General features: G+C 64.0%; 25 protein-coding genes. All 25 read right to left on the reverse strand.

Translation table 11 applies throughout. The features are described 5' to 3' along the window. Window positions 1-31: 31 nt before the first annotated feature. Window positions 32-1366, reverse strand: a complete 1335-nt coding sequence (locus FE263_RS11615; protein ID WP_138326136.1) for a phage head spike fiber domain-containing protein — start codon at window positions 1364-1366, stop codon at window positions 32-34. Then, complete coding sequence (locus FE263_RS11620; RefSeq protein ID WP_138326137.1) at window positions 1363-2469, reverse strand: baseplate J/gp47 family protein; 1107 nt, start codon at window positions 2467-2469, stop codon at window positions 1363-1365. Before FE263_RS11620 ends, FE263_RS11615 begins: the two co-directional genes overlap by 4 nt. After that, window positions 2469-2780, reverse strand: a complete 312-nt coding sequence (locus FE263_RS11625) for a hypothetical protein (protein WP_205880347.1) — start codon at window positions 2778-2780, stop codon at window positions 2469-2471. The genes FE263_RS11620 and FE263_RS11625 overlap by 1 nt, the downstream gene beginning before the upstream one ends. 59 nt (window positions 2781-2839) lie before the next feature. Continuing rightward, window positions 2840-3367, reverse strand: coding sequence for a phage baseplate assembly protein V (locus FE263_RS11630; RefSeq protein ID WP_240759398.1), 528 nt, complete (start codon window positions 3365-3367; stop codon window positions 2840-2842). A 76-nt stretch (window positions 3368-3443) separates the two neighbouring features. Then, the gene (locus tag FE263_RS11635) at window positions 3444-4439 is read right to left on the reverse strand and encodes a hypothetical protein (RefSeq protein ID WP_138326139.1); all 996 of its coding nucleotides are present in this window, start codon (window positions 4437-4439) and stop codon (window positions 3444-3446) included. A gap of 80 nt (window positions 4440-4519) precedes the next feature. Beyond that, window positions 4520-4705 carry a hypothetical protein gene (locus FE263_RS11640; RefSeq protein WP_138326140.1) on the reverse strand — a complete coding sequence of 62 codons (186 nt, stop codon included), beginning with the start codon at window positions 4703-4705 and terminating at the stop codon, window positions 4520-4522. A 6-nt stretch (window positions 4706-4711) separates the two neighbouring features. Continuing rightward, on the reverse strand, window positions 4712-5533 hold the full coding sequence (locus tag FE263_RS11645; RefSeq protein ID WP_138326141.1) for a hypothetical protein: 822 nt from the start codon (window positions 5531-5533) through the stop codon (window positions 4712-4714). Continuing rightward, on the reverse strand, window positions 5530-5688 hold the full coding sequence (locus tag FE263_RS22085; RefSeq protein WP_171034055.1) for a hypothetical protein: 159 nt from the start codon (window positions 5686-5688) through the stop codon (window positions 5530-5532). Before FE263_RS22085 ends, FE263_RS11645 begins: the two co-directional genes overlap by 4 nt. A gap of 1173 nt (window positions 5689-6861) precedes the next feature. Then, the gene (locus FE263_RS22090) at window positions 6862-7011 is read right to left on the reverse strand and encodes a hypothetical protein (protein ID WP_171034056.1); all 150 of its coding nucleotides are present in this window, start codon (window positions 7009-7011) and stop codon (window positions 6862-6864) included. Window positions 7012-7034: 23 nt separating this feature from the next. Then, window positions 7035-7352, reverse strand: a complete 318-nt coding sequence (locus FE263_RS11650) for a hypothetical protein (protein ID WP_138326142.1) — start codon at window positions 7350-7352, stop codon at window positions 7035-7037. Between the two features lies 1 nt (window position 7353). After that, entirely contained in the window at window positions 7354-7779 is a 426-nt protein-coding gene (locus FE263_RS11655) for a hypothetical protein (RefSeq protein WP_138326143.1), read from the reverse strand. An 83-nt stretch (window positions 7780-7862) separates the two neighbouring features. Beyond that, window positions 7863-9443 carry a phage tail protein gene (locus FE263_RS11660; RefSeq protein ID WP_138326144.1) on the reverse strand — a complete coding sequence of 527 codons (1581 nt, stop codon included), beginning with the start codon at window positions 9441-9443 and terminating at the stop codon, window positions 7863-7865. A 12-nt stretch (window positions 9444-9455) separates the two neighbouring features. After that, window positions 9456-9626: a hypothetical protein gene (locus FE263_RS22095; protein WP_171034057.1), complete on the reverse strand. Its 171-nt coding sequence runs from the start codon at window positions 9624-9626 to the stop codon at window positions 9456-9458. A gap of 10 nt (window positions 9627-9636) precedes the next feature. After that, on the reverse strand, window positions 9637-11547 hold the full coding sequence (locus FE263_RS11665) for a hypothetical protein (RefSeq protein WP_138326145.1): 1911 nt from the start codon (window positions 11545-11547) through the stop codon (window positions 9637-9639). A gap of 45 nt (window positions 11548-11592) precedes the next feature. Then, window positions 11593-12237 (reverse strand): hypothetical protein, encoded by a 645-nt coding sequence (locus FE263_RS11670; protein ID WP_138326146.1) that lies wholly within the window; start codon window positions 12235-12237, stop codon window positions 11593-11595. 10 nt (window positions 12238-12247) lie between these two features. Continuing rightward, window positions 12248-12793, reverse strand: coding sequence for a hypothetical protein (locus tag FE263_RS11675; protein ID WP_138326147.1), 546 nt, complete (start codon window positions 12791-12793; stop codon window positions 12248-12250). 63 nt (window positions 12794-12856) lie between these two features. Next, complete coding sequence (locus FE263_RS11680) at window positions 12857-13258, reverse strand: hypothetical protein (RefSeq protein ID WP_138326148.1); 402 nt, start codon at window positions 13256-13258, stop codon at window positions 12857-12859. A gap of 211 nt (window positions 13259-13469) precedes the next feature. Next, window positions 13470-14843, reverse strand: coding sequence for a DUF4043 domain-containing protein (locus tag FE263_RS11685; RefSeq protein WP_138326149.1), 1374 nt, complete (start codon window positions 14841-14843; stop codon window positions 13470-13472). 86 nt (window positions 14844-14929) lie between these two features. After that, window positions 14930-15475 carry a phage scaffolding protein gene (locus FE263_RS11690; RefSeq protein ID WP_138326150.1) on the reverse strand — a complete coding sequence of 182 codons (546 nt, stop codon included), beginning with the start codon at window positions 15473-15475 and terminating at the stop codon, window positions 14930-14932. Window positions 15476-15525: 50 nt separating this feature from the next. Continuing rightward, window positions 15526-16980, reverse strand: coding sequence for a phage portal protein (locus tag FE263_RS11695; RefSeq protein WP_171034058.1), 1455 nt, complete (start codon window positions 16978-16980; stop codon window positions 15526-15528). 4 nt (window positions 16981-16984) lie between these two features. Beyond that, entirely contained in the window at window positions 16985-19018 is a 2034-nt protein-coding gene (locus FE263_RS22100; RefSeq protein ID WP_171034059.1) for a hypothetical protein, read from the reverse strand. Further along, window positions 18948-19703, reverse strand: a complete 756-nt coding sequence (locus FE263_RS11700; RefSeq protein ID WP_138326152.1) for a hypothetical protein — start codon at window positions 19701-19703, stop codon at window positions 18948-18950. The genes FE263_RS22100 and FE263_RS11700 overlap by 71 nt, the downstream gene beginning before the upstream one ends. Before the next feature lie 388 nt (window positions 19704-20091). Further along, a complete protein-coding gene (locus tag FE263_RS11705) occupies window positions 20092-20565 on the reverse strand; it encodes a hypothetical protein (RefSeq protein ID WP_138326153.1) in 474 nt (157 codons plus the stop codon). A 29-nt stretch (window positions 20566-20594) separates the two neighbouring features. Beyond that, complete coding sequence (locus tag FE263_RS11710) at window positions 20595-20870, reverse strand: hypothetical protein (protein WP_138326154.1); 276 nt, start codon at window positions 20868-20870, stop codon at window positions 20595-20597. Between the two features lie 533 nt (window positions 20871-21403). After that, window positions 21404-21796, reverse strand: a complete 393-nt coding sequence (locus tag FE263_RS11715) for a hypothetical protein (RefSeq protein ID WP_138326155.1) — start codon at window positions 21794-21796, stop codon at window positions 21404-21406. Between the last annotated feature and the right edge of the window lie 51 nt (window positions 21797-21847).

Consider the following 21847-nt stretch of genomic DNA (forward strand, 5'->3'; position numbering starts at 1 on the left):
CTTTCGCATCAGGGGTTCTGCCGGAGCGCGATCAGATCGCGATGACCGGCGGCACGATTGCGGTCCAGCCGATCGTCGCGATCGGTTCGGTCGCGGCAATCGTCGCCATGACCTGCGCGATGGTGGGCGTGAAGACGACAGGTCTCGGCGGCACGACCGAGACGACGTCGGCGTCGCGCAGGCCGAGACAGCCGGACGTCGGAATGTAGCTCGTCGCCATAGATCCGGGCTCGATCTGCCAGCACTGCGTGAGCAGCACGCCCGGCTGCCCGGAGCTCGCCGTTCCGGCGATCGCCATCTGCAACGTCGGGCCGCCCGCCTGCCGCGGTGTCAGCGTCGCGCTGAGGCGTTGCCAGACACCGATGGAAGTCATGTCGGCTGAGGATGCAACCGTGGTTCCGTCGGTAAGGTCGGTGAGGATCAGGCTCGCCGACGACAGTCCAGACTGCTGGCCGATGAGGATCCAGGCCGAGCCGCAGGCCGGCCTGCCGCCTGCCGCGACCGAAACTCCCGGGCCGGACGCCTCGCCGCCGGCCGGAATGCTAAGGTCCAGCACCGGATCGCCAGGGATCGGCGCATCCTGCAGGGTCGAGAGCGACCAGCCGGCCGTTGTCGTTGCGGTTCGGGCGAGCGGTGTCCAGTTCCGGCTGTCAACGACGAGGTTGAAACTGCCGCGCTCGATCAGCGGACCTTGCAGGACGCCGAGTTGGTAGAGCGGCCGTATCGTCATCGGCGGTGCCTGGACGATCAGTCCGCTCGCGTCGACATAAGTGGCCATGCTGCGCCGCGTCGTGGCGAGGCCGGGTGCGAACGCCGGCGATGGCGCGGCGATGACAAGGTACTGGAAATTCATCATGGCGGATCCGTAGATGAGCGCCGGCGTGCCGTAGCCGCCGCGACCGGTGCCGGGATCGTTGCCGTGTCCGTAGCCGCCGCAATCGGCGCCGCGCTGCAGTTCGATGATCGTCGGCGCCTGTCCGGTCAGCGACCGCACGCCATCGCTGACGGACTGGCGGGTGCCGCGCCGGACCAGCAGGTTGGCCAGGATCCGGGACCGGAACGGTGCATCCGTCTCCCCGACGTTGCGCACCAGCGCGCCGGCGAAGAAATCCGCCGCGATCAGGTCGAGGAAGCCCACGCTCGCGGTGGCAATCCGCGTCTGCTGCGCGGTGTCGAAAAGAAGGCCGTAGTTCAGCGACCAGGCGGTCCCGATCCCGCTGAGAACACCATCGAGGACCGGCGTGGCACTCGCCAGCGGCGCCGGTGGAGATTGCGGGAACCAGCCTGTCGGCAGGACCGCACGCAGCCTGGCGATCATGTCGGCGATCGATCCGATGCCGCTACCGGGGCCGGAGAAGCTGCTCATGACGGTGCGATCAGGACGGTCATCAGGCCGGCCCGCACCACCGATCCGGCTTGCCCGCCGAGATCCGCATCGAGCCCGTTCAGGCTGACATCGGTGACATTCGAGACGATCGCAGCCGCATCGTACACCAGGCCGGCAATACGCGAGATACGCAGCGCCTGTCCGACCGCGAGACTGTTTATATAGAAGGAGACCGCGCTACCGGCCGCCGCCTGCGCAAGGCTGTTCTGCGTCGGATCGGTCACCGTGATCTGCATCGAGACCGCAACCTCGATCAGCATCGGCGCGATGATCGAGAAGGTCGACCCCACCGGACGGATCGCATCCACCGACGTCGCCACTGCTTGAAGCAGGGATGCAGGCGGCGCGCCGCTGCCGTCGTCGACGATGATCACGAAATTGCCCGGCAACGAGAGGCCGGCTGCAGTCACGTTTTCCTGGATCACGTAGGTCAGGCCTTGCTGGACCGACTCGATGGCGTTGGCCACCGCCTGCTCGGTCGCCTGCGAGCGCGTGTTGACATAGATGACAAAGCGGGCACGCAGAGCCTGGTCGGTCTCCGCCGGCGCGCCAAGCGTAAAGGCAACCGGATTTGTTACGGTATCGATCCCAGGAATGGCGGTGCCGAGGATCGTCACCGAGCCCGCCTGTGCGTTTCCCAGAACGCCGGCGACCATCGCCTGCACCGGTACTGCTACCGATGCCACCCCCACGGCCCGAAGATACGGACCGTCGACGACAAGGAAGCTCTGCGTCCCGTCGCTTGTCTTGACAAGCGCGCCGGTGGGGATTGTCGCGGATTGGCCGGACGGATTGAGCGACGCCATGACGACCATGCCGCTTGCCGGGATCGATGGCAGCCGCATCAACCCGAAGTCCGCAACCCAGCTATCCGCATCCGCGCCGATGCTGGTCGAGAGACGGGTCATCGAAAGCACCTGCAGGATGAGATACTGCAGCCAGAGCGCGACCGAGGCCGAGCTCTCGATCACCGCACGAAGAACCGACCCGACGCTGACATCAAGCAGGGTCGAGCAGGCCCCCTGCGCGCTCGCCGCCATGTTTGCGACCAGGGTGGTGAAATTCTGCAACGAGAGCTGCATCAACCGGCCCCTGGGATTGTGATGATGGCCGCGCCGCCGGTCGTCGCATCGGCATACGAGATCGTTGCGAAAGCCTCGCCGGAAGCACCTCGGCTGATGGCGATGACCGGCTCCGGCTGCTGCAGGATGGCTGCCTCGAGCGCGAGCTGGCTTCTGATCAGAGCCGCGATCTGCTGTGTCGAGACGGTGCTGCCGATCAGCCCGGAAAGGCCGGCACCGTAGGCCGGCTGCCAGATATAGGCGCCAAGGCTGGTGAGCAGGCGCCTCAGCACGCGCTGCTCGGTCCAGTCGGATTGATCGACGGTCGCCACGTCTCCGCTACTGCTGAGTTGAAGATCGCTTCCGACGACATGCGCGATATCTGCCATCGCTAGAAGCTCGGCGGCCCGGAGCGTCCCTGGCCCGCCTGCACGGCACCATGCACATGAAGCTGCAGGCTGATTTCGCCCGCAACGACGTCTCCGGTGCTCGTCACCGTCCCGGCGATGCGCACGTCGCCCGCGATGAAGACGCCGGCCGGGGTCAGATGGAGATAGACGCCACCTTGGAGAAAAACTCCGACCTCGCCCGGCTGAACCGGCTGCGACGTCGCCGGGCTGACCGGGGGCGCCGAGACCGTATCGAACAACCTGCCGACGACCACGGGATGTTCGGTATCGCCCTCCACCGCCAGCAGCAGGACCTGGGTCCCGACCTCACTTGGGCAGGCAATCTTGAGGCCGCCTGCAGCGACGGCGCTATCCGGGATCCAGCCGGTCTCCACGCCGTCCGGCTCGATCCTTGCCTTGATGGCGTGGTTCGCCGGGTCAACGCTGGTCACGATCGCGTAGCGCGGCTGGCCATTGCTTGCGGAATGCACGGCCGAATGAAATTTGACGGCTTCGATCCAGTCCGGCACGGGCTCTCCTCGAACGGATCCGTCGGGCGGACCGCTCTGCTGTTGGTATAACGATCCCGTTTGACGCGTGGCGCTGTCAGCCGGACGCTGCCTGTGCGCTGACCCGCTGCACAAAACCGCCATGCAGGGTCAATTCCCGTTCCAGCCGGGTGACGCGATACGCCCCGTCCCACGGAGCGCCCAGTCCGGTCAGCCGAACGCTGTCACGCGGGTTGAGCGTGAGGTCGCCGGCCATCGTGGCAGTCAAGCTTCGCTGGTGGGAAAGCGCCGTGGCACTGACGGAATTGGCCAACGCCTGCGCAGTGTCCGCCGGCAGGTTGGGTCGCAGCACCCTGATGGCGCTTGCGCCGGACCCGCCACCGGCACCGGCCTGGACCTGTATGCGGGTTCTGTGCCGGCTGTTCCAGCTCGCGACAACCACCGGAACGTCTCCTGCGAGAGCCAGGCAGCGTTGCACGGTCAGAGTGCTTGCGTTGACGGTGGCGGATGACGCACCCGGGCCGCCGGTCCGGAATGTGATCGGTATGGCAGCTCCGGCACTTCTCGCAGCCGACCTGAAGTTCAAGGTGCTGTTGTCAACCCAGAGATCGTATTGCTCGATCTGCGCCAGGCTGGAGAGGAGGTCCCAGGCGGTTCCGAAGCGCGAGAACGGCGCCAGCGAGAGCCTCGCATGCTCGATCTGATAATATTGCCCGACGAAGGTGGAAGTCGGATCAATGGCGGCGCTCAGCCCGCACCGTGTCGAGAGCTGCTGTGCGACATCGCTGCTGGTGCAATTGAGGAAGGTCTCGGACACCGGAAGATCCAGCAGGCGCGCCGCGTAGTCGCGACCCTCCAGCGTAACCAGTCCGGCAACAGGATCGAAATGCATCCGGTCGACCCGTCCCGACAGCATGTTCTGCCAGCCCACGGCACCCTCGCTCGCACCTTCCGGGACGAAGCCGAGCTGGATCGTCAGATCCAGCGTGTCCGCGTTGTACCACGACGACGCGGCGCCGATCGTGGCGGTGTCGATTGCGATCTGGGTAAAGAAACTGCCCGCCTGCGCCAGGTTGCTGGTTGCAATCTCCATCGACCTGCAGCCGGCAATCGCCTGTCCCGAAACAAGCACGCGCGCGCGCGGACGGCGACAGAGGGTCGTGATGGTAGCGCTCACTGTGACGGCAACCCGCCGCCCAGGCCGGTGTCGAGCGGCGGCAGAGACAGCACCGTGACACCGTGCAGCATCGGATCGGACAGGCTGTTCAGGGCGGCGATCCGGTTCCACTGTGTGGCGTCGCCGAGCTGCTGCGCCGCGACATGGAACAGGGTGATGTCCGCCACGCGTATGATGGTCATGTTGCCTCACGCAAAGACCAGCGGATCGCCCTGTGGAAGGCCGGCCAGCTGGTTAAGGTTGGATTGGCTGCGATTGACGTAGCCGGCGGACTGCGTCATGGCGGCGAGCTGACCGGCATCCTGCGTCATTCCGGTCAGCAGGGTCGGGGACACGCCGTTCCCGTCGAAACTGTCGCGATCGTCGAGCAAGCGGCTTCCGGTCGATGACAATGCGAGCTGCAGCGCCTGACCGCCTGCCGAGATCGCGCTGCCCACCGACGCCAGAGCAAGCGTCGAGGTCGGGGCCGTGGCTGAACCCAACAGGTCCTGCGCTTGGTTGAATGCCCCTGCGCCCGCGTTAGCCGGCAGCAGCGCCGACGCGGCGAGCAGGTCGACCACGATGCTGGCAGCGATGCCGGCAGCGGTATTCTCGATTATAAGTATGCCCGTCGGGACGATTTCCGCGCGCAGGCGGTAGGAGATGACCGCACCACGGTCCTGGATGTCGTAGTCGAAGCTCACCACGACGACCGTGAAGGCGTAATCGCCAAAGCTCAGTCCGACGGCGCTGCCGTTCCGGCGGATGGCGTCGACCATGCGCGCCCGCGCGGCTGCGAACGGTCCGGTGAAGTATCCGGTCCAGGCAATCGCGCCATCGTCCGCGCCCATCGTGTCGATGATGCGACCGCCACCGGGCAACCGGTGTATGCTGGAAGTCTGCTTGCCGCCGACCCTGATCCGCGCGGGAACCTCGTGGCCGAGAAACACCACCGGGCCGAGGATCAGCGGTGCCTGGCCCAGAGTTGCCAGAAGCGTTTCGACAAGAGCAAGACCGGCCCCGCCGCTCACAACGGTACGCTCGACCCGGTGAAGACCGGCATGGCGCGTATGTTGACCGCCGACGCGGATCGGGGCGGCAGGCTGGCGCTGCTGACCTGGCTGGCGGCGGTGATCCGTCCGAGCTTGCGGCCATCGATTGCGATCTCCCCAGTCAAGGCAATCATCGTTCCACTCCCGTTTCCATCTGGCGCGCTGCTGCCGGACGACGCACCCGATGACGTTGCCTGAACCTGCGGGACGCCGTCGCGCCCGGATCCCGCGGATGATGATCGCAGGCCCGCCGAACGTGCGCCTGTGGTGAAGCCACCCGACGGCGCCGTTTCGCCGGAGCTGGCGCTGGCTATGCGGCGCGGCACAATCCCGGCGCCGACGAATGCGACATGCTTGGACATCGCGGCCTGCAGGGCCGTTTCGTTGCCCGATACGCCAGCCGCTACGCCCGTCGTCGGCGTCACGATCGCTCGTCCGGCAGGTGGCGCCATGAACAGCCGCGAAGGGAGGCTGCCGATCGCGGACCGTCCGTCCTGCGCCGAGGACAGGTGTCGGTTTCCCGCCGGGCCGGCGAATGGCGGTCCCTCGGGCGATCTGCCGGTTCCTGGCGCGGTGATCGCAGAAGCGTATTGGCCGTCGATGGTCGAGGGCCCAGCGAAGCCCCGTCGCCGGAGTGCCTGCCGGCCGTCACGCTCGACGCCCGGCGCCTGACGCATGGCAGCGGGCGTCGCAGGCTGCGTCATCATGCGGCCACGGCCAAGATCGGGGCGCGGCGGTTCGTTTCCCGCGGTTACGGCCTTCAAGACCGCCCCCAGGCCAGCGCGGGGCATCGACAACCCCGACGACGCTTGCGGCGGAAGCCGCGCATTCTTGACTGCGACGAGCGGCGGGACCAATGCGGAATTCGCCACTATTGTACGCTCGCCGGCCAGACCCTGCCGCCCACGCGGCAGTCCAGATCGCTGGGCGTGCCCGAGCGATCTACCAGGCGGCACGACGGCCAGTTTCGCCGCCCCGGCAGTCGAAGCTCTCGAAGACGAAACCGCCGTCAGCGCCCCGATCCCCTGCGGCCGATCGCCGATCACACCCGGGCGGACCCCTTCGCCCTCTGTATTTACATCGCGGCCCGGACCGGTCGCCTTCCTCCGACGGCGGGGCACACCGCTTCCGGCGCCGCCGCCGGCCAGTAGCAGCGCGAGCAGGCCGGCATCCCGGCCGTCCGTCCCGGCAGCGGTTGACCGCATGGCGCGGCGCATGATGGAAACCGCCGATCCTGCATGCACAGGATCGGCTGCCGCACTCAGGGCATCCGACATGCAGATCACTCCAGCGCTTGTCTCGAATGGTCAGATCGGTTGAACCGCCCAGCTCAGGCTAGACCAGTCGAACACGCCGCCGTCGATCTCACCCAGGCAGACACAGCAGGCAAGCCGACGCACGGCCGACATTGCCAGGATCTCCGGCCACGGCACCCCGTTGCTGAGCAGATACATCATCTGCATGAGCAGGGAGTGCCGACTTAGTTTTTTGCGGTGTCGAGCTCGTCGGTCATCGTCGCGTCGGAAATCGGCTCGGGATAGTGTGCCAACGCCAGGGCATCCATTCCGGCGTTGCCGACCTTGCGGGCCAGTTCTCGGACGGCTTCCTTGGTCCGCGGCATCAAAATCGGCTTGCCGTCGATCGCGCTCACCGAGCAGATCATCAGGGCGTAGCGCATCCAGGCCTCCGAGCCCGCCGCGGGCCCGGCAGCCTCGAGCAGATCGAGCATGTCTGCCGGCGTTGACGCCAGCAGGGAAAACTTCCTGCCATCGCCGCTGTCGATTTCGGATGGGAGCATATCAGATCCTGTTCCTCTGGCTGGCAAAGAAGTTGATTGTCTGAGTGACGATGGCCTCCGCCTTGTAGGTCCCCGAGTTGCTCAGGGTGAGCGCAACCCCGGTGAACTCGTAGGTGCTGGTCGACCCGTCGGTTTCGTTGACATACTGGTAGATCGTCCCGGACCCGATGATACCCGCATTCCAGAACGCGGCCTCGATGGCGACGATGAGGTCGTCGAGTGCCGAGGACCCACGGTCGATATGGAACTGGCCACGCCACCCCGCTGGCGTATTGAACTCGACCGGCACGCTGTTGAGCGGATCGGACCGCTGCAGCTTGACCTGTTGCTCCGCCTGAAAGCCCACGACATCACGCAAGTCGATGCGGATGCCGTTCCACAGCAGCACGACCTGACAGTCGCGTCCGATGCTATAGGGATTGCCCAAGGTTGATCCTCAATTCGTTGATCGCGGCGAGGCCGGCAAGGCCCGGCGCCGCCAAGGCATTGACAGGGGCGGCGTGAAGCCGGCTACCGGATCGAGGGAGTCTGGCTCGATGTGATGGTGACGCCCTGCCCGCCTTGCAGATTGACGATGAACTTCTCGTTGATCCCCTGGTACTGGATCTGCACGTCGGCCTGTACGTAGCCAAGGGAAGTGCGAGCAGCCGGGTTGTTCGTGGTTCCACAGACGACGGCGTAGGGGATCGACCCATCCACCGAGCCCAGGATCCCCTGCCCGACCAGGTTCGACAGGAACCCGAGCAAGGTCGCTCGAACATTCGACAGGAGGGTGGAATTGATCACGCTGCCGACGTAACGTCCCATCCCCGCAGCCAGCGTCTGGGCGATGAAGTTGGTCATCCGCGTGTATGCATCCGACGCGATCACGAAGTTGGTCGAGCTGTTATGGCCGCAACGGATTGCCCAGTATGCGCCACCTGGAGCAGGGTTGCAGATCACGTCGATGCCCGCGGAGAACAGGGCCTGCAATTCGACGGACGAATAGGTCGTCGTCTGCCCGCTGGAGGACAACCCGCTTTTCTGGCTCCCGATGATGCCGGACAGTTGCTTGTTCAAGCCCGACTGCTCGGGTGACAGGTTGACGAGGCAGCCGGCAACAAATCCCAACGGACTGACCATCCGGGTCTGGCTGTTGTCGCTATCATACCAGTAGAGCCAGTCTCCGAACATCATCTTCAGGGCGTAGGAGTCGATGCCGAAACTCTGCTTGCTCTCGATCGCACTGACGATGCTGTCGCCGCTTGCACCGCAGGCGATCATGTAGATGCCCTCCTGCAGACCGAATGCACTCATTGCCGACCATGCCGTGGGGTCGGTGCAGTCCGCCAGCAGTGCTACCGCGCATCCCTGCCCCCTGAGGGCGAACATCCCGGTCCGGGAGAGCCCGTCCATGCCGACGAGGGCGGCCGAGGCAATCCCGGTGACGCCGTCAGTCCCCCCCATCAGGGACTGGTTGCCGATCATCGCTGGCGCGATTGCAGTCCCCGCGCCGAGTGTCGCAAGACAGAGCTGCGACGGGCCGCGCATAGGCCCGGTTCCGACGTTCACGGCCAACACCATGTTGGACCAGAGATTGGCCGGCCCGCCTCCTCCCGCGATGTTGTCGAACACCTCGGGCAACATGCCGGGAACCTGAAGAGTCAATTTCCAGCTGTTGGCGCTGGTGCCGCCCGCGAGCACGATGGCGATCTGGTTTCCCCGGCTTCCAGTGCAGATCGCGGTCAGCAGCAACGGGTAGTTGCCGGCGACAGCGCTGTAAAGCACCGCGTAGTTGGCGGCGGTATCAGTGCCGTCAGTGACCCGCACACCGACCAGCGCGGAGGCGCCCTGGTCGATCGCGCAGGAAGCCGGAGTTCCCATATCGAACCCGCGCACGAGAACTGCTCCGAAGGCGGCATTGTAGCCGGCAAGGCTGCCGAACAGCACCGGCTGATCGACCGGCCCCCAGCTTGCCGTTCCGACGATGCCAAGCAGGTCGCTGGGAACTCCGTTGAGACTGAGCGCCTGCGGGGATGTGATCTGCACATACAGATCTGGAACGACAAGCGCCGCGGTGTTGAGTGCACCGGACTGCGTGATTTGTACCATGTTCGCGATGCCTCACTCAGCCTGGACAGGAGAAGGCTGTGGCAGCCGGGTCCGGACCACCAGGGACGCGTTGCCGCCCCCGAGGATGGCGGCGATCACGGCCGGATCGGTCAGGAGTTGCCCGCGAAAGTATGGTCCGAAGGCGTGCAGAACGACAAGCGCATCTGGGTGGACGTCGGTCATGATGTTCCCGTCAGGAGATGAGTGCGATGGAGGGCTGCTTCGACTTCTCGACAGCCGCAGCGATGGCAGCGGATGTCGCGGCGCATCGATCAAGATCAGGTCCGGCGGGACTGAATGTCGGCATAAGCCAGCCACCTTCGGCCAGCTCGTTCCATGCATAGATCAGTCCGACCTGAGCTGGACATGCCGCGCTGTAAGTCCCGACCGCCTCGACCAGTTCGACCACGTGGGATCCCAGTTCGGCAGCCGACGCGGTGTCGTAGTAGTTGAGCGGCGTCAGGTCGGGCGGGATTGGGTAAAAGGCTTGCGGCGTTTCTATCAACGGCCGCTGGTCCCAACCTGTCATGGCGGTTGGCACCATCGGGAATCCGGTGGCCGCCCTCGCCGCCCAGTCCTGCCGTGCGGCGAGCCGCAGTGCCGAATATGGCTGCGGTGCGCCGTTCAACCTCGGCGTCGCGTAGGCACCGGCTGCATCCGCACCTACGGCAGTCGCCTTGGCGGTATTGTCGTAATCCGCGAGAGCCGCACCGGAAAGCCACACGACATAGGGGTTGGCTGCGCCCGCCGCCTGCACCTGTGTTCTCACCAATGCGATAGCTGCAGCGACACCACCTGGCGGCAAGCCGGCGATCTGGCCTGCAGAGGCGTCCAGAACAAGATAGAGCGGCCTGCCCCCGAGTACCGTCATGTAGCCGCCCTGCGTCATCATCGAGATGTCGCGCAGCAGGGACGGCTGATCCTCGCCACCGGATCCCCAATTCGAAGTCTGCCCGAGCATGCAGAATTTCAACCGCGGTCGATAGGCGCTCGAAAGGTAGAGGCTCAGCGCGAGGCTCAGACTGTCATCAGGTCGATAGCTGTCGAATGCCCAGAAGGCCAGGCCAGCCGCGATCGCCGACACGATCTCAGCATCGATCGTTGACTGGGTTGCCACCGGCCAGGAAGCCAGTCCCGCGTCGACGGACGCATCAGACGGAAGCCGAAAATTGAATTCCGGCGGCGACAGCACGACAGCGAGTTGCTGATCGACCCCGTTCGACGGATCGTACCAGGCATCGAAGCGGATTGCGCCAAGAGGTGGGACGACCAGCCGCGAAGGCGGCGCCAGGCAGCTGAACCCCTGCTCGATGCCACCGCTCTGCAGCGTGCCAATGCCGAACATCATCTGTGCGCTGGTCATGCGCAGCGTCGTTGCATACTCGACGGTGTAGTTCAGGATACGCCTGTAGAGGATGGCGTTCTGGGATTCATCCGTCTCGGCGCTGCTATGGTAGGTCAGCCGCGCCGACGTTCCATCGGCCAATGATAACCAGTCGATCGGAGCAAGATAATTATCGATGGCACTGGCGAGGACGTCGCGGCCTGCCGGCGTCGGGCACCAGACCGACACCATGAGGCCCTGTTCCTGGCGCCGGGTTTCCATCTCTGCAATACCGCTGCCGGTGATCCTGGCCTGCAGCGTTCTCGCCGCGGTGACGGTAATGACGCTGCCCTGACTGGCCGCCGAGGGTAGCAGCGCGGCAAGCATCGTCGCGGTGCTGGCCGATCCGTCGGCAGCCGTCAGCGTATAGGCGTATCCGACACCGTCGACAATCAAGCCAACGGTCTGGCCTGCGCCGCCGGAGCCACCGAGCGTTGCCTGCATTCCATCGACGCTGATGGTCATCGTCGATACAGTTGTCGAGATCGTCCGCCAGTGCCTGGCGTAGCGCGAGGTATCGCGTGTCGAGTTGGCCCTGCTGAACACGGTCACGTTCTGCATGCCGTTCTGCAGGTCGGCGTTGAGCGTCTTGTTGATCGGCCAGCCCCTGAAGATCTTGATCGTGGGGCCCGTAATGCTAGGGGAGCCGACGCCATCCGGATATGTCGCCGCGAGGATCAGCCCGCAGAGTGCCTCCTCGACATCGGATATGTCCGCCACACCGTCGCCCCCCGGTTGAGTGCTCGTCCCAGAGCAGGATGATCGTCAGCTCGTCGCCAACCCGACGATAAGCTTCCAGCCGAAGTCGGTCGTCTCGAAGCTCATGATGGTATAGTTCGCAACGTTCTGATCCTGCAGCTCAAGTCCCGGCCCAATCGTGAATCCGGGAATCGCTGGCAGGAAGACTTCGAAATATGCGGCACGCGTATCGCTAGGCAGCTTGGTGACGTCCTGCTCGCCACGGTTCTTCGCGAGCATGCTCGCCGGCCAGCCGCTGGCGACGAGTAGGTTAGCCGCGACAACCTGTCCGCCGTAGGAGTTCGCACCGGGAGATGTCGCGGGTGCCGTATCCACCAGGCTGACCGTGGCGTTGCACAACACAGCCCAGGCCGGCTGCAGGGCCTCCACCCGCGAGATGAAGTAGGTGTCCGCACCGACGAGCAGGTCTCCGGCAAGCAGCCGACCGGGATCGACCAGCACTAGCACGAATGGGTGACCGGGCGGCGTGGGTGTCAGAAGCTGCAGGTCCTTGCTGAAGTCGAAGGCACAGTTGAGTGTCGCGATCGGAGTGGAGACGGATATCGGATCAAGCGCCGTCGTCGGGCGGTATTGCAGATAGCTGCCTCCGGTGATCGAGCCGCAGAGCGCAAGACCGCGACCGATGAGCGATTGCAGCCTGATCTGGTCCAATGTCGTTCTCCTACGATACCGCCACCACGCCACCGTCATTCCAGAGCTGTCCGCTGCCGCCCGTCGCAGAGGCGGCAGGGAGTTGCGACATCACAACGCTGGCGCCGAATACGAACGGCACGGCCGCCAGCACGCCGCCAGCGACCTGAAGTGCCACGCCCGCAGTAACCTGCGTGCCGTTCGGCATCACCGCCGGTATGCTGCCGCCTGGGTAGGTCACCACGTCCGGGCCTTCGCGCAGGCTCCGGAAGACCAGGGTGTTCGCGCGGGGTCCGGTGGTATACGTCGATGACGCCGGCACCGATGTCGGCAACAAGAGCGGCCACCACAGCAACAGGTTTCCTGCGACCGCAGCGTCGAACACTCCGGCGAAGGCAAGCGTTCCCCAGCTTGTCGATGATGGCCCGCAGGTTCCGCTGCCTATATCGAAGCTCGTCCCGTTCTGCAGCGGGCTGAAGAGGATCGGACGCCTCGCATAAACCGGGTCGACCGGTTCTAGGAGAGCGCCTCCGGCTACCGACACGCCGTAGCCGATCCAGCCCGAGAAAAAATTCATGCGGTCCCTCCCGGGTGATTTGGCAGCGGATCGAGGGAGAGCTCCCCGCTCCCCGCACCGATTTCATATGACGATGCGGCCGCCGAAGGCGCTATCGGGATCCAGGGGGATACCGAGGAAGACCGCCAGCCGGCGCCGCCACTCATCGAAAAGCCGCACACGGTCCATCACCTCGGTCCTGCTGTGCGTCCAGGACGCGGCCTTGTCGGTATCCAGGTTTGCCGCCGCTGTCGGAACCGCCTGCTCAAGAAGATACAGCCAGGCCAGATACTGCCTGATGACCTGGAGTTCTTCCGCAGTGACGTTGCTCAGACGGAATTCGAGCGTTCCGTAGGCCTGGAAGAATCGCCAGGACTGCCCGCCGGACGCCGTGTTGCCGAATGCAGGATACCCGCAGAACCGCCGCACATCGACTCGCTCGGCATCCGTGAGGTCTGCTGTCGCTAAGCTGCTTGAGCCGGACATTGCTATGTCTCCTGCAAATCGACCCCGCGTCTGCGAAGCAGCTCCAGCTCCGCGCCATCCTGCACAACCTGCCCGGCTGCCCAGAACCGATGCACGCCGTCAGCATGATAGAAGCCGTGTGGATGGACCAGCCGCATCGGCCTGGCGACAGCGTTCTCACCGGCTCCGTTGCCAGGCAGCCCGAGCTCCGGAGGTTGCGGACGGCGTGCCACTACAAACTCTCGATGACGACGCCGCGCTTGAGGTAGCTGTTCGTGGAGGTCGGAATGATCGAGGTGCTTGCGGTTGAGTCGGTCGGCAAGGCAAAGCCACCGATCCAGTACCAGGACTGCGCGATGATCTGCTTCAACCTGTCGAGTGGCTCACGCGTCACCATGACGACATTATCCACATGCTCGATCAGCGACTTTTCCGCGTCTGGGATGTCTCGGTGCCCCATATCCTGATAGTCGCCTTCGACCAGTGCGCCCTGACCGCAGACGATGGCGCGATGGATTGCGCCGGCGCCAAGGCTGAGTTGCTGTGGGGCTTCCGTCGTCGGGACGAACCGCACGCCGAGCAGTTCCACGATTGCGCCGGAGTGATAGACATCTGACCCGTAGGCGCCTCGGTACAGGTATTTGAAGTCGCCGTCGCGAAATAGACCGAGCATTTGTTGATCATCGAGGTAGCAGTTGAACGAGCCGTTGATCGGCGGCACGTTGTTCATTCGCAGCGCAGCAACCGCACCGAGCACTGTCTGGATGCCCAGTGTATCGCCCGGTACGTACGAAACCGCGCCATAGGTCCCGGTCGGAGCCGTCAAACCGGCGGTGCTGGTGCGCCCGTTCGGCCGCAGCACCAGGGGCGCGGTGGCGGCAATCACCGCCTGACTGATCGTGCCGTCACTCACGGCGACGTTGGTCGAGAAACTCAGCGTGCCGGAAACGCCGTTTGGAGCGGTGGAAATATTCACCGCGTCGGAAAGGCTGCCGACAAGCGTGTAGGCGTTGGACCCGACCGTGACCGTCATCCCATTGGTCGCGCCGACTCCAACCACCTGCCCGTACGGGCTGAGAACGTTCTGGAAGCCTCGGAGATCATCGACCCGCACCGTGGTCGCAGCTGCACCAAGGGTCGTAATCACCCTCGTATTGCCACCAAGGTAACCACCGACTCCTCCGGCGGAGCCTCCGAACAATGCGTTGCGCGCGATCCGATCCAGCGACTGCATCGCCTGGGTGCCGTTGGTCTTGGCGTTTGCCAGGAACTGGCTTGCAATGCCGATCCCCTCGCTCACCATGTTCAGATCGGTGGTGTCACCATACTGATTGATGGTCAGGGTATACTGCTCGACCGACCAGGTCGACGGCGTCAGACCGTTGTCGAAGTTGGTGTTCGAGGACGTCACCAGCGGCACCGTGACCGGCGTCTTCAGTCCCTTCCGGGTCTTGGTGATGGTCTCGCCGATCCGGTTCGGAAACACCTCGCGGTCGGCAATGGCGCGGAAGCTGAGCCTGGACTGCAGGCCGTCCTGGAATTCACGTGCGAGAAAGCCCTGCTGGATGATCGGCTGCAACTGCTGCGGGAAGTTCTGGATAGCCATCGTGTTGGATGCCTTTTCGTTGATTGCAGGAGATCGTTCACGAGCGCGCGGCGGGGCCGATCAGATCGGGTTGCCGCAGTCGCCAGTTAGCCTCGAGGAGCCAGCAGCCTGTTGCGCTCCGCCAGCCATGCCTCCCGGGGCAGCGTCCTCGCATCCATCTCGGTGGGAAGTGCTGGAGCCGGAGCACGCAAGGTCTGCGCCGTCGTGGCGACACCGCTCCTGGCTTGGCTGTCGACAAACAGATAGGGCTTCTGCAGGCGCAGGCCGTCGATCAACGCTTCGGCGCCGACGACATCACCGTTGTCACCAAGCGACAGGGTCGCCGTGTCGGCCAGTCTGAGCGCATCGAGGTCGACGATTCCGGCCCTGATGGCGTGTGCCTTCAGCTCGGACCGGATGATCCGTTCCGTCAAATCGGTCCTGAGTGATGCGATCGCTTCGTCGCGGTCCCGGTTCGCTGCCGCCACGCCAGCATCCCGATCGCTTTGCGCTGCCCTCGCCTGCTCGCGGACGCGGACCAGGTCTCGCCTCAGACGCTTCTCGTACTCCGTGCTTTCGCGTGAAGGATCGACGGCATCGGGTGTGGGAGCATCGACCGCATCATCCGGGATTTCATTCTGCAGATCCGACATTATGGTGGTGTCCCTCAAGATTGGTGGCCGATCGCCTGCGAGCGGGCTGCTCAGGGCAATTCGGAAGTCGTGTCGCTGCCGCCTTGCACGCCATCCCCGTAGAGGCGCCCACGGTGCCCCTGCAGGTCGTTGACAGGCGCTACGATGTCGAACGCCGCCTGCTTGTCGATGACGCCGCTCGCAACCAGGGAGGCGACCGTGGCGGCTTGTGCCTGCTTGTCCGCGAACGTCATCGGGAACCAGCCCGGCCAGATCAGGCGGAGCCCCACAGCGTCGAGGTCCGCGTAGTCCTGCCCGGCAATGCTCAGCCCACCGCGCACGCGTCCGGACGCTGCGCAGACCATGCGCATCAGGGCCAGCAGCCCGACTTCCCCGTATGATATCCGTAGCCTGTCCGCGAGCCAGATCAGGCCCTGGAACATCAGCTCGATGGCCCGCCCGCTCTGCGCATTCGAAAGGCGGTCACCATGCGCGCGGTTGCCATGCATGGCTTCCAGCGCGATGGCACGAAGTTCCTGGACATGAGCCAGGACCGCAGCTGCAGCATTGCCGTTGATCTCGAGCAACTTTGCATCACCTTCCGGCGGCAAAGTCAGCGCGCTGGCGACGCCGCCCGAGTGCACGACCATGCTGCCGCCGGCCATTGCGCCGGCGGGATCCTTCAACACCAGTGTTGGATCCGATCCGTACTTCAGGCCACGTCCGGCTTGCGACAGCAGGTAGTCCGCCTCGATGACCGTATCGATCGCGGCGGAGAAGGTGCACGCCCCGTCGGCACCGTCCCGGCCACTTCCTGCGCCGCCAGAGATGTTGCGGATCCAGATAATCGGCACGAAGCCAAGCTCGTGCACTACCGTTCGCTGATGATCGATCCGCCTCTGCTGATCAATCTGGTTCACCCCGACAGGGATATACCAGGTCTCTGCAACATCGTTCCAGCAACGCTCGAACCACATCTGCCCTGCAGCCGGATCCACATCGTACCCGAGGGCTACCAGATCCTGTGCTGTGACCTTGTATCGCTCGGTGACGCTGACCAGCATGCCCGGATCACTCCGGCTCCAGAGCGGCGTCAGATACCGCGTTGTCAGCACCTCGATGAACGGCCGTCGCTCGACCACCTTCAGCAGCAGCGCGACCGAGCCCACCGATCCCCTGGTGGCAGCATCGAGCATGATGTCGTTCAGGTGCGTCTCCCTCACCAGGTCGGCGAGCGCCTCTACCGTACGCGGATCGGTAGCGCTGATCTCCGGCCAGTGGCCCTCGCTGAACAGGAGTGAGACGGAGTCCTCGACAACAACGCGGCACAGGCCGGTTCGAACCGAAGGTCGCCGCTCATCCAGCGGTACATAATCCCCGGCTTCGCTGCGTTCGCGGGAGAAAGCGAATGGCAGCACATCGTATTGCCGTCCCTCGAGAACGGCTTCGAGATTGCCGAGGCGACTGCTCCTCGGTGACATGTCGGGATCCCGCGGCATCCGCGCCTGGAGGGCGAGCCAGTCCATGAGGTCAGCGCTCCATGAATTGAGATGCGGAAAATTTCTTTCCAGGCAGGCGAAGCGTTCGCCCGAAGAGGTAGTATCCGGTCGCGTCGACCAGATGGTCATGACCAGAGCCCTTGTCCGGCTCGTTCGTCCCGTCCCGGTAGATGAGCCGCTCATAGGCCTCTATGGATCGCACGCATCCCGGATCCACGAAAGCGTGGCGCTGCCCATCGGCGGACATGAACTGCCGGTTAACCATGTTGGTCCGGTCCCGTACCGGCGGATGTGATGCGCCTGCAACAACCACGAAACCGGCATGACGCAGGATCCCGATATCAGTGCGCCCGGCCGCAGAACTTCGTCGCTGCGCACCTGCCGGATCTGGATAGATTGTTATGTGGTCGACCATGGACTTGCCGGGATCAAACCCGGTACGGCCGTAGCGACGGGCAATCTCCGTCGCCATCTCGTCGGTATTCGATGTCGGCATGACGATCTCGTCGATCTGCCATGTCGCAATCCCGTCCTCCTGCCAGACCGTCGCCGACATCGGGTTGATATTGAAGTCCATTCCGATATGCAGTGGACGGGTCGCATCGTAGGAGACCGGCCTGACATTTCCGGCTCGGCTGAAGGCATAGATGACCCGCCCGGCATAGGTCTCGAAGCTTGCCTCGTATTCCTGCCTGAAGGTACGGGCGTCCAGCTGCTGGCGCGCCGCGTCCACCTCCGCCGGGGGCACGTTGCCGCCGTTCAAGGTCGTGAACATGAACGAGCGGTAGCTCGGGTCACCACCCGGCTGCCCGAGCAGATAGGCATCGCGGAAGTGGTCGAAGCCCTTCGGCGTCCCGACAAACAAAGCATGACCGCGGGCGGTCGACAGCATCGGCCGGATCACTTCGCTCCAGGCCTCCGGCCGGCAATCCGCCCACTCATCGCCGCCGAAGAACCAGAGCCCGGATCCTCGCAGGTTCTCGAAGGCGTCCAGCCCGACCAACCTGATGACATGACCGGACCGCAAGGTCATCGCACAGATCGTCTCATTCGGTCGGCCGTCCAGCCACCGCGCCGGGATCGTCTTCTTGAGCCGGCTCCACATCACCCGCTTCGCCTGCAGGAACGTCGGAGCGGCGTACCAGATCTCGTTCTCGGTTCCGATGCGCCGCTGCACGGCGAGCCTTGCAGCCCGGCGTATCTCTTCTGTCATCAGGAACGTGTTGTGGGTCGGAACCAGGCCGTCGCCGCAGAGATAAAGGCGGGAGGCAGAGTCGACCTGCAGGCATCGCACCGGAACACTGGCCACCGGGAGGACCGACACGATCCGGCGGCTTCTGCTTCCGGGTTGCCAGCGAATACCTGAGCGTTCCGCAATTCTAGTTGCCGAGGGACATAATCCAAGCGATCTCAATAGTCCGACGATCGCAACCGCGTCGTCCGTGCCACCCGGGATGACCGTCAACCAGTTTCCATCAGGTGCAGAACAACGAACCAGCATCCGCAACATGAGCCTGCGCTGCTCGATCGAGCCGGCGACCCCGTCCGGCACCATACGACCGCTGCTGGCATATCTCGCCAGCGACAGTGCGCGGCAGGCGGGCACGGTAAGGACTTCGTCCGGCGCCGCGTGAAGCCTGGCCGCGATCTGCGCGGTCGTCAGCGTCTCGGGACCACTCCATGACGCAATTGTCCAGGAATGTTCGTCATCGGCGACGATCTCGACCCCGTCATCGAAGGCAATACGATTGCATGGCCGCCCTGTCATGATCTCCGAGATAAACCTTACCCGGCAGGGTTGTCCCAGATCGTCGAACAGCCTGTCGCCTTCGCGTATTTCCGCCATCGTCGTCCATCCGTCCGGCATTCGCAGGGCTGTCTCGGTCGACAGCGCCTTGCCGAACCGTCTGCCGCACACCGCGACGCGGAAGCGGGTATCGCCTTGCCAGCCGGCCTGGTAGATGTCCCACTGCGCATCGGTCAGCGCGATCCGATCAAGCTTGGGGCTTGCTTGCCGCCCCGTCCCTGGCCGTCCGCGCGCTCGGCTCCCGCCTTGGTGGATCATCGTCCGTCGAGATCTCCTTCAAGACAAGCAGTGGATCCTCACGCGCCGCCACCGGAGCCTTGAGCGAGAATTTGTCCGGCTTGCTGCCGCGCAGAAGCATCATCAGCAGCGTGTCGCTATAGCGTCGCACCATCAAGGTGCCCCCGGTGGCAGGATCCAACACAGGCTTGCCGGAGTTGACGATCGGATGCGGCACGCCTTCCAACGCACGACGCCAGGCTTCCGCCTCCAGCATGTCGGCGGCTTCCTCGAGAGCTTCGTGATAGCAGCGTACAAATTCGGCATCGGCCTCGAGCAGCTCGTTCAGCTGCCTGCGGGTCATGGTGCTGGCTCGACAGGCCGCTGATGGATTGCCGGTCACCGACAGGGTTGCAAGGAAGCGATCGGAGAGCGACAGGCTTTTGACGGCATCCGCGACAGTCCGTTGCGCCATCGGTTTCCTCGCGACGCGCTTGCGTGGGGCTTTGACGACCGGATCCAGGGTCAGCCTTGCCGCACCGCGCCTACCCGGCGACCGTTGGAACTCGTCGAGGCCATCAGGTTGCTGCGCATCGAGGGACTGCCTTCGAACCGCCTGATCAGCATCTCCCGGCTTACGGCGGTGGCGATCCGGCTGCACATCGCTTCCGACAGATGACCCAGCTTCGTCAACTTGCACGGTCCACTTCTCCGGATCGGAACGCATCGTATGACGATCTCTTGTGCCGGCAGGCCGCAGAGCGCGATTTCGGACCAGTGGCCGGGACTTACATCTGCACGGTGCCTTGCCCGGGATGGCTTCTCCAGCCGCAGCAGAACATGCTGGGAACTGCTGGAAGATTGCACCGCGAACACCGAGTTTCCGCTTTTCACCACATCACCGCAGCAGCGAGTGCTGGTCCCAGATGGCATGAGTTATCATCCGACAGGTGGCCGAGACGAAGAAGCCCGCCTGGCATTCCTACCGGCGGGCTCAACTTCTTCAGTATGTAAACTTTATAGTCTGGACCGGGTCCACTGTCAATAAACCTTATTTGAAAGTAACGAAACTAAATGCACCTTCCTTGCTTCACCGCGTCGCCCACACCCGGAGGTCACCCAGGTCCACGACATCGAACCTGATCCAGATTGTCATAATGTTCCGCAAGCTGCTCGAGAAGAAAGACAACCTGCGCCGCGATCTTTTTGCGTCCGTTCACGTCCGTCGGCATCAGCCTTTCTGCAATATTCGAAAATGAAAGCTCTTCGACCAGCAGGAGCCGCAAGCGGATCTCGCCACACCATCCAAGCGCTGCCTGTACGTTTCGATGGCGCGTGCACGCTGCGACCCGCGAAAGCATGGCGGCATGGACGTCCGGGGCATTCCCGGTTCGTCTTGCCTCCGGATCGCGCGCGCCTTCCACACCAAATACATAGTCGCGATACCAACGTTCAGCGGCAGCCACGTGACTGTCCTGGATATCGCCGGCTCGCTGCAGAGCCAGCATCGGCTCGGCGAGGCGTTGTACTCCGCCGATATTCGTGTGGTAAGCAGCCTTCGCAAGGCGCTCTTTCGTAGCCAACTGCAAGGGCGCTCGTTCGCCTTGAGACACCTGTATCACGCCGCCTGGTATCGGAACGGTAACGTATCCTTGCAGATTGCGCTCCAGGTGATCGGATGACCCGCCCGCAGAGGCTCGTCACCAGCAGCTTCCCGCGCTTCCGAGCAGTTGCGCCGCCGCGACTGCACGGAAAGCAATTTCGCCCGCCTCTGTGCGAAGCTGCGGCTCACTCCCAGCTGTTTTGCGGCACATCGAATGGTGGCGCCCTGAAAATCGATCAGGTGCTCCAGCTTGTCGTCGAGCTCCATGGTCCAGACAAGTGAACGGGGCATATGCGACGGTCCTTTACTCTTTTTATAACGCGCGGAAGTCTCACGGGAATGTGACGACTGCTAGGCGCCTGTACAAGAGCTTTCTCCTAACTTCTTCCGCAATTAGTTCTGGACTCGGTTTAAGGACAGAAATGGCACGGTTTTCTGGCAAGGTTAGTAACTACCACAACATCCTCGGCCCGGGCTCAGATCCGCATCGTCCGATGCATGAGCAGATCGCGGCAGTATTCAATCGGATCCTGCTTATACTGACCCTGCTTGACCGCGAGGACTTCTCGTCATGGTCCTTTGGCCCGGCGAGATTGCGACAGCAAGCCATCACTATGGGTGCCGCTGAGTCCGTAAGGACTATATTGGAAACCAAAACTGCGGGTCCTCCCCGCAATCGGCCTAACCCGGCAGATGAAGTGTGCCGGGTCCCTGATCAGGCTTTGCAAAGATCCAGTCTGGGTATGCTTGTTATCGTTCTGATTGCCCGCGCGAGGGGATTTCAGTACGTGGTGGCCGTGATGGCGCCTCGAAGGACGTCGAGTTTACTGGTTACGACGTGCATGCCTCAAGCCGGCGCAAGCGGTCGTCATGCCCGCCGAAGCCGATGGCGCGTAGCAGAGGCGAGCGGCATCTGCGCCGCAAATCTCCCTGCTGTTCTCGTAGTCGGACTCCAGAACGTCCTGAGCCAGCGCCTTGTCCGGATCTTTTGCCCGCGCCTGCAGCGCTTTGACCTGATCCTCGGTCTTGTGCATGTCCCGCAGGGACTCCAGGCAGGATGGCCCCGCCGCCGTAGGCTGCGCCCTCAGGACCGCCAGCACCCGCTCAAGCTGCTGGCGGGACAGATCGTCGCCGGCGCCCGGTTCGTCAGCCAGCGCCGTCGCATGACACACAAGCAGCAGCGCTGCCCCTGCGAGCCCGATAGCCCAAGTCCGCATCGTCCTGTCCCTCCTGACCTCGATCCCAACCCGGGAGGGTCGGCCGCCGTC

The sequence above is a fragment of the Lichenicoccus roseus genome (genome assembly GCF_005844085.1).
GTDB classification, from domain to species: domain Bacteria; phylum Pseudomonadota; class Alphaproteobacteria; order Acetobacterales; family Acetobacteraceae; genus Lichenicoccus; species Lichenicoccus roseus.

Coding starts and splice junctions, on each gene's coding strand:
- FE263_RS11700 (WP_138326152.1), bottom strand. CDS start 19,703: ATGCGTTCCGATCCGGAGAAGTGGACCGTGCAAGTTGACGAAGCTGGG.
- FE263_RS22085 (WP_171034055.1), bottom strand. CDS start 5,688: ATGATTGCCTTGACTGGGGAGATCGCAATCGATGGCCGCAAGCTCGGA.
- FE263_RS22090 (WP_171034056.1), bottom strand. CDS start 7,011: ATGATGTATCTGCTCAGCAACGGGGTGCCGTGGCCGGAGATCCTGGCA.
- FE263_RS22095 (WP_171034057.1), bottom strand. CDS start 9,626: ATGACCGACGTCCACCCAGATGCGCTTGTCGTTCTGCACGCCTTCGGA.
- FE263_RS11685 (WP_138326149.1), bottom strand. CDS start 14,843: ATGGCTATCCAGAACTTCCCGCAGCAGTTGCAGCCGATCATCCAGCAG.
- FE263_RS11620 (WP_138326137.1), bottom strand. CDS start 2,469: ATGCAGCTCTCGTTGCAGAATTTCACCACCCTGGTCGCAAACATGGCG.
- FE263_RS22100 (WP_171034059.1), bottom strand. CDS start 19,018: ATGATCCACCAAGGCGGGAGCCGAGCGCGCGGACGGCCAGGGACGGGG.
- FE263_RS11615 (WP_138326136.1), bottom strand. CDS start 1,366: ATGAGCAGCTTCTCCGGCCCCGGTAGCGGCATCGGATCGATCGCCGAC.
- FE263_RS11675 (WP_138326147.1), bottom strand. CDS start 12,793: ATGAATTTTTTCTCGGGCTGGATCGGCTACGGCGTGTCGGTAGCCGGA.
- FE263_RS11715 (WP_138326155.1), bottom strand. CDS start 21,796: ATGCGGACTTGGGCTATCGGGCTCGCAGGGGCAGCGCTGCTGCTTGTG.
- FE263_RS11650 (WP_138326142.1), bottom strand. CDS start 7,352: ATGCTCCCATCCGAAATCGACAGCGGCGATGGCAGGAAGTTTTCCCTG.
- FE263_RS11690 (WP_138326150.1), bottom strand. CDS start 15,475: ATGTCGGATCTGCAGAATGAAATCCCGGATGATGCGGTCGATGCTCCC.
- FE263_RS11660 (WP_138326144.1), bottom strand. CDS start 9,443: ATGGTACAAATCACGCAGTCCGGTGCACTCAACACCGCGGCGCTTGTC.
- FE263_RS11635 (WP_138326139.1), bottom strand. CDS start 4,439: ATGGAGATTGCAACCAGCAACCTGGCGCAGGCGGGCAGTTTCTTTACC.
- FE263_RS11695 (WP_171034058.1), bottom strand. CDS start 16,980: ATGGACTGGCTCGCCCTCCAGGCGCGGATGCCGCGGGATCCCGACATG.
- FE263_RS11640 (WP_138326140.1), bottom strand. CDS start 4,705: ATGACCATCATACGCGTGGCGGACATCACCCTGTTCCATGTCGCGGCG.
- FE263_RS11680 (WP_138326148.1), bottom strand. CDS start 13,258: ATGTCCGGCTCAAGCAGCTTAGCGACAGCAGACCTCACGGATGCCGAG.
- FE263_RS11710 (WP_138326154.1), bottom strand. CDS start 20,870: ATGCCCCGTTCACTTGTCTGGACCATGGAGCTCGACGACAAGCTGGAG.